Annotated in this window: 3 protein-coding genes and 1 pseudogene; 1 reads left to right on the plus strand and 3 read right to left on the minus strand. The window is 64.3% G+C overall.

Translation table 11 applies throughout. The features are described 5' to 3' along the window. Both H8B02_RS44880 and H8B02_RS44885 read right to left on the minus strand, forming a co-directional pair. Positions 1-799, minus strand: a 799-nt coding sequence (locus H8B02_RS44880) for a GAF domain-containing protein (RefSeq protein WP_229172157.1), incomplete at its 3' end; no start/stop codon positions are given. Between the two features lie 114 nt (positions 800-913). Beyond that, complete coding sequence (locus H8B02_RS44885) at positions 914-1,942, minus strand: DUF1254 domain-containing protein (protein ID WP_229172158.1); 1,029 nt, start codon at positions 1,940-1,942, stop codon at positions 914-916. 109 nt (positions 1,943-2,051) lie between these two features. Here H8B02_RS44885 and H8B02_RS44890 point away from each other — a divergent pair, with 109 nt between their 5' ends. Continuing rightward, on the plus strand, positions 2,052-2,939 hold the full coding sequence (locus H8B02_RS44890; RefSeq protein ID WP_229172159.1) for a LysR family transcriptional regulator: 888 nt from the start codon (positions 2,052-2,054) through the stop codon (positions 2,937-2,939). 88 nt (positions 2,940-3,027) lie between these two features. Here H8B02_RS44890 and glgX read toward each other — a convergent pair. Then, positions 3,028-5,141, minus strand: a pseudogene (gene glgX, locus H8B02_RS44895) (glycogen debranching protein GlgX). Positions 5,142-5,373 lie beyond the last annotated feature (232 nt).

The raw sequence follows: 5,373 nt of genomic DNA on the forward strand, positions 1-5,373 counted from the left end.
GAATCAGGCGCGACAGGTCGATGCCGTCATCGATCATCGCATCGGTCAGCCCGAACTCGCCGCGCGCGGTGCGGCAGGCGCCGACCACGCGGCGGTCGTCGTCATAGGCGAGCATGCCGTGGCCGTCGCCGGGCAGTGTCGCGATCCATGAGGCGCGGTAGCGCCGGCGGAAGAACGACTGCTCGATCCGCCGCGTCGCTTCCGCGGTGACGGCGAGCGCCAGTTCATGCGCGCTGCGGCCGAGATCGCTGCGGCAGGAGGAGATGTTGACGGCGCCGGCGAGCCGGCCGGCATGGTCGAACAGCGGCGACACCGCGCAGGTGAACATGTGCCACTGCTCACGGAAATGCTCGTCGCCATGCACGATGATCGGCCGCTGCTCGGCGAGCGCGGTGCCGAGCCCGTTGGTGCCCTCGAAGGTCTCGGCGAAGTTCGAGCCGGTGTAGATTTTCCATTCCAGGAACATCCGCGCGTAGTCGCCCCCGGGCAGGCGGCTCACCAGCATCGTCGCGTTGGGATCGGCGAGGTTGACGCAGTAGCCGGAGTCGTGGAGCACCCGGGCAAGATCCTCGAGCTCCGGGATCGCGACCTGGATCAAATCCTCCATCGGTTCGGCGATGTGCCGGACCTCGGCTTCGGTCAGGGTTTGGGGCGGCCCGCGCCGGGCCGGATCGAGGTTGTGATTGACCACGCAGCGCCGCCAGGACGCGGCAATCCGCGCCTCGGTGTCGAGGCCAGCCAACTGATTGGCCGCCGATAAAACACGGGCGACGTGATTCGAGGCCGAAAGATTGGCCATCCAGAGGTCTCCACCCCTAATTTTCCGCGAAGTCTGGCACCCCGACGGCGAATGTCAATTGGCCGACGGGGTCGCGGGGAGGGACCTTGGAGGGATCGCGGCAGTGGACGCGGCTCAATCCGCAGGCCGCGCCTCGGGAAATTTCCAGCTCCCGTCCAGAACGTCGGAGCGCGGTTGAAATAGCCGCACGGTGTAATTCCACCCCTGCGTGATCGGCAGGCAGTTGGTGGCCTTGCCGTCGCAGCCGCCGAACTGGATGGTGGTCGTACCGTCGGCGGCCTTCGCGGCGGTGATGCTGTTCACTGCGTAGCTGTTGGTCGGGTTCGGCTGCAGATAGCCGTCGCTGTTGTAGACCGTGAGCGACCAGAAACCGTCGACGGGAACATCCTTCACCGTCAGCGTGTGCACCGTGCTGCCGTCGTTGCGCGCCGGCGTGATCGGGAGATAAAGCGCGTCCTTCTCGGGATTGCCGCCCCACAGCATGGCGCTGCCGATCAAATGCTTCACCGGGTCGACCTGCTGCGCGTCGGCGCCGAACATGCGCCGCGTATCGGAGACCGTGGTGCCAAGCTGCAACAGCGCTGCCTTCACCCGGTTGAGGCTGGCTTGATCCCAGTTCGGAATATCGAACGTGCCGGGGCGTTCCTGCTTCGATGCAATCGCGTCCTGCAAGGCGTGAACCTGCCGGATCTCTTCGCTGTCGGAGAAATCGACCAGGAAGCGGACCACCGCAATGGCATAGCGCGTGCCGATCGTCTCGCGCGTCAGGGTGTGGCTGCCCGCGCCGTAATACACGCCCGTGGTGTATTGATCCTCATTGACGATTTGCATCGCCATGAAGCGCCTTGCGCCGGCCGGCAGCGTGATCGTCACCGGTCCGGCATCGAGATCGAAGATCGCAAACGAGTACAGCGTGTCGCGGTTGGGGCGGACGATGCCTTGCTGCACCGGTGGTGCAAGCTCGCGGCCATGACGGAATTTTCCGAAGCCGCCGCCTTTGACCACGCCGGCGAAATAGACGTCGGTCTGTGCCCGCGCGTAGTTCGCGACGGTGACGGGTTGCGGCGGTGACGCCGGTGTTTGGGCCGATGCGGCCGAACTTGCGAGCGCGAATGTCATGGCTGTCAGGATGCTCGTTTTCATAGGCTCTCCGGAGGTGAGGTCCCTCATGGCCGGAGAGGTAGGCCAACCAAATATGAAAATGAATGCCCAGGATTGGCAACAACCCTTCCAGATATGATAGGCTGCTCGCATGGATCTCAACGCGGTCAGGATGTTCGTCGCGGTCGTTCAGGCCGGCAGCCTCTCGGCGGGAGCCGCACGGCTCGAGATTCCGCTGCCGACACTGAGCCGCCGGATCAGAGATCTCGAACGGCAGCTGAAGGTGCAGTTGCTGGAGCGATCGGCGCGCGGCGCGAAGCTGACGGATGCCGGCGCGCGGCTGCACGAGCGCGCCGTCCAGGGCATCGAGCAGCTGCTGGAAGCCGAGCAGGTGGTCGTCAACGACCAGATGCAGTTGAAGGGACGTTTGCGCCTGTCGCTGCCGCAGACATTCGAGCCGTGGTGGGAGCTGCTGGCCGCCTTCCAGCAGCGCTATCCGGACATCCAAATTCACCTCTACTCGACCGAGCGCCGCGTCGACCTGGTCGAGGACGGCATCGATGTCGCGCTTCGGGTCGGCGCGATCGTTCACGAGGCGATGGTGGCGCGCCGCGTGCTGTCGTTCCGCAATGTTCTCGTCGCCAGTCCGCGGTTGATCAAGCGCTTCGGGCAGCCGAAACACCCGGACGCGCTGCATCACCTGCCGTGCGGGGTATGGGCATCGCGGATCGATACCCAGGTGCGCTGGGACCTCGGCGGGCATGTCGTCGAGCCCAACGCCGTGCTGTCCACCAACGACTATCATCATCTGTGCACCCGGGCGCTGCGCGGCGACGTGGTCACGGAGCTGCCGCCCTTCCTGGTCGCGGCGGCGATCCGTGACAAACGCCTGATCCGGTTGCTGCCGCAGCATCCGTTGCCGGAGTGGTCGCTCAACCTGCTCTATCCGCCGCACCGTAACCAATCGACCATCGTGCGAACCTATCTGGATTTTTGCCAGGGCTACCTGCCGAAGATCGTTCAGGCCTGCACGGTCTGAGTGGAGGTGCACGCCAGCCGCGGCGAGCAACTTTGTTAATCCGCCATCCGCGGTCGGTCCGCGGCGGATTACGCCTCGCTGATCCGCCCTACTTGACCTCACCCGCCGTGAGCAGCACGAACGAGCGGCCGGTCACCTTGCAGGTGCTGTCGAACGCAAACGGCGCACCCGCCGGTTGCTCCGGCGCATTGGTATCCACGAGCAGCGACCAGTGCGGGCCGGCAGACGTCGGCGGCAGCTTGAAGTCGACCTTGCCCTCATAGCTGTTGAGGATGAGAAGCACGGTGTCGTCTTCGCCGCGCGGGCGATGGCGGTCTTGCGGGCGCGGCCGTCGAGCACGACACCGAAGCATTTGATCCAGCCGGTGGTCCAGTCGGCCGGCGTCATCTCCACGCCTGAGGTGCTGATCCAGACCACGTCGCGGATCTCGAGCTGGGGATCGCGATCGCCCGAAAGGAAGCGGCTGCGGCGAAGGATCGGATAGTCGCGCCGCAGCTTGATCATCCGCTTGGTGAAGGCGAGCAGCTTCTCGGCGTCGTCGGAAAAATTCCAGTCGAACCAGGAGATGTCGTTGTCCTGGCAATAGGCGTTGTTGTTGCCACGCTGGGTGCGGCCGAACTCGTCGCCGCCGAGCAGCATCGGTGTGCCCTGCGAGGCCAATAGCGTCGCCAGCATGTTGCGCTTCTGGCGTTCGCGCAAAGTGCGGATCTCGGGGTTGTCGGTCGGGCCCTCGGCGCCGCAATTCCAGGAGTGGTTGTCGGACGAGCCGTCGCTGTTGTGCTCGCCGTTCGCCTCGTTGTGCTTGTTGTTGTAGCTCGCCCAGTCGTTCAGCGTGAACCCGTCATGGGCGGTGATGAAGTTGACGCTGGCCCAGGTGCGGCGGCCCTCGCGGTTGAACACGTCATGCGAGCCGAGCAGCCGCGGCGCCAGCGCGCCGGGCGCAGTCTCGCCGCGCCAGAAGTCGCGCACGGTGTTGCGGTACTTGTCGTTCCATTCCGCCCAGCCCGGCGGGAAGCCGCCGACCTGGTAGCCGCCGGGGCCGCAGTCCCAGGGTTCTGCGATCAGCTTGACGGTGGCGAGCAACGGGTCCTGGTTCATCGCCTTCAGGAAGCCGGACTGCTCGTCGAAGCCGTAGACCTCGCGCGCCAGGATGGTGCCGAGATCGAAGCGGAAGCCGTCGACATGCATATGGCCGGCCCAGTAGCGCAGGCTGTCCATCACCATCTGGATCACGCGGGGATGCGACAGGTTTACCGTGTTGCCGGTGCCGGTGTCGTTGATGTAGTAGCGCCTTTTGTCGGGCAGCAGCCGGTAATAGCTCGCATTGTCGATGCCCTTGAACGACAGCGTCGGGCCGCGCTCATTGCCTTCGGCGGTGTGGTTGTAGACGACATCCAGAATGACTTCGAGACCTGCGCCATGCAGTCGCGACACCATCTCCTTGAATTCGCGCAGGCTGTTGGCGACATCGGCGGCATAGCGCGGGTCCGGCGCGAAGAAGCCGATCGTGTTGTAGCCCCAGTAATTGGTGAGGTGCTTGTCCAGCAAATTGCTGTCGTTGATGAAGGAATGCACCGGCAGCAGCTCGACCGAGGTGATGCCGAGCCCCTTCAGATGATCGATCGCCGCGTTCGAGCCGAAGCCGGCATAGGTGCCGCGCAGGTTTTCAGCGATGCCCGGGTGCTGCCTGGTAAAACCCTTGACGTGGGTTTCGTAGACGACGGTCTCGTCCCAGTGCACGTCCTGCCGCTGCGCCTCCTGGACCCAGTCGAAGTTGGGATCGACCACCACGCATTTCGGCATGAACGGCGCGCTGTCGCGCGTGTCGAAGGTCAAGTCGTCGCCCGATTCCATCTTGTAGCCGAACACCGCCGGATTCCAGGTCAGGCTGCCCGCATGGGCACACGCATAGGGATCGAGCAGCAGCTTGTTCGGATTGAACCTGTGGCCGCCGTCCGGTTGGTAGGGGCCGTAGACGCGATAGCCGTAGAACGTGCCGGGTTGTACGCCGTTGATGAAGCCGTGAAACACCTGGTCGGTATATTCCGGCAGCTCGAAGCGATGCGTCTCGCGCTCGCCGTCGAACAGGCAGACCTCGACCTTGGTGGCGTTGGCGGAAAACACCGCGAAGTTGGTGCCATGGCCGCTCCAATGGGCGCCCAGTGGATAGGGCAGCCCTTCCTCGATCACGAAATCGGACATCGGTCCCCCAAGGCTTGCGACAGAGCCATCCTGGAACTGGCAAATCAACCTGCAACAAACGCCGCCGCGCGGAAAACGTTGCATTGGCTATTTAGCGGCAGTTGTCATGGATCGTGTGACGCAAGGCAGGCCCCGCGTTGTCGCGGCGTTCTTTGCCAACGGAGAGGGTGGAACGAAATGCAAGCTCGGACAAATCGTGTCGCGAGATAGTGAAGGAGCGTCCCCATCCACA

The organism is Bradyrhizobium altum (genome assembly GCF_020889705.1).
GTDB lineage: Bacteria > Pseudomonadota > Alphaproteobacteria > Rhizobiales > Xanthobacteraceae > Bradyrhizobium > Bradyrhizobium altum.

Coding starts and splice junctions, on each gene's coding strand:
- H8B02_RS44885 (WP_229172158.1), bottom strand. CDS start 1,942: ATGAAAACGAGCATCCTGACAGCCATGACATTCGCGCTCGCAAGTTCG.
- H8B02_RS44890 (WP_229172159.1), top strand. CDS start 2,052: ATGGATCTCAACGCGGTCAGGATGTTCGTCGCGGTCGTTCAGGCCGGC.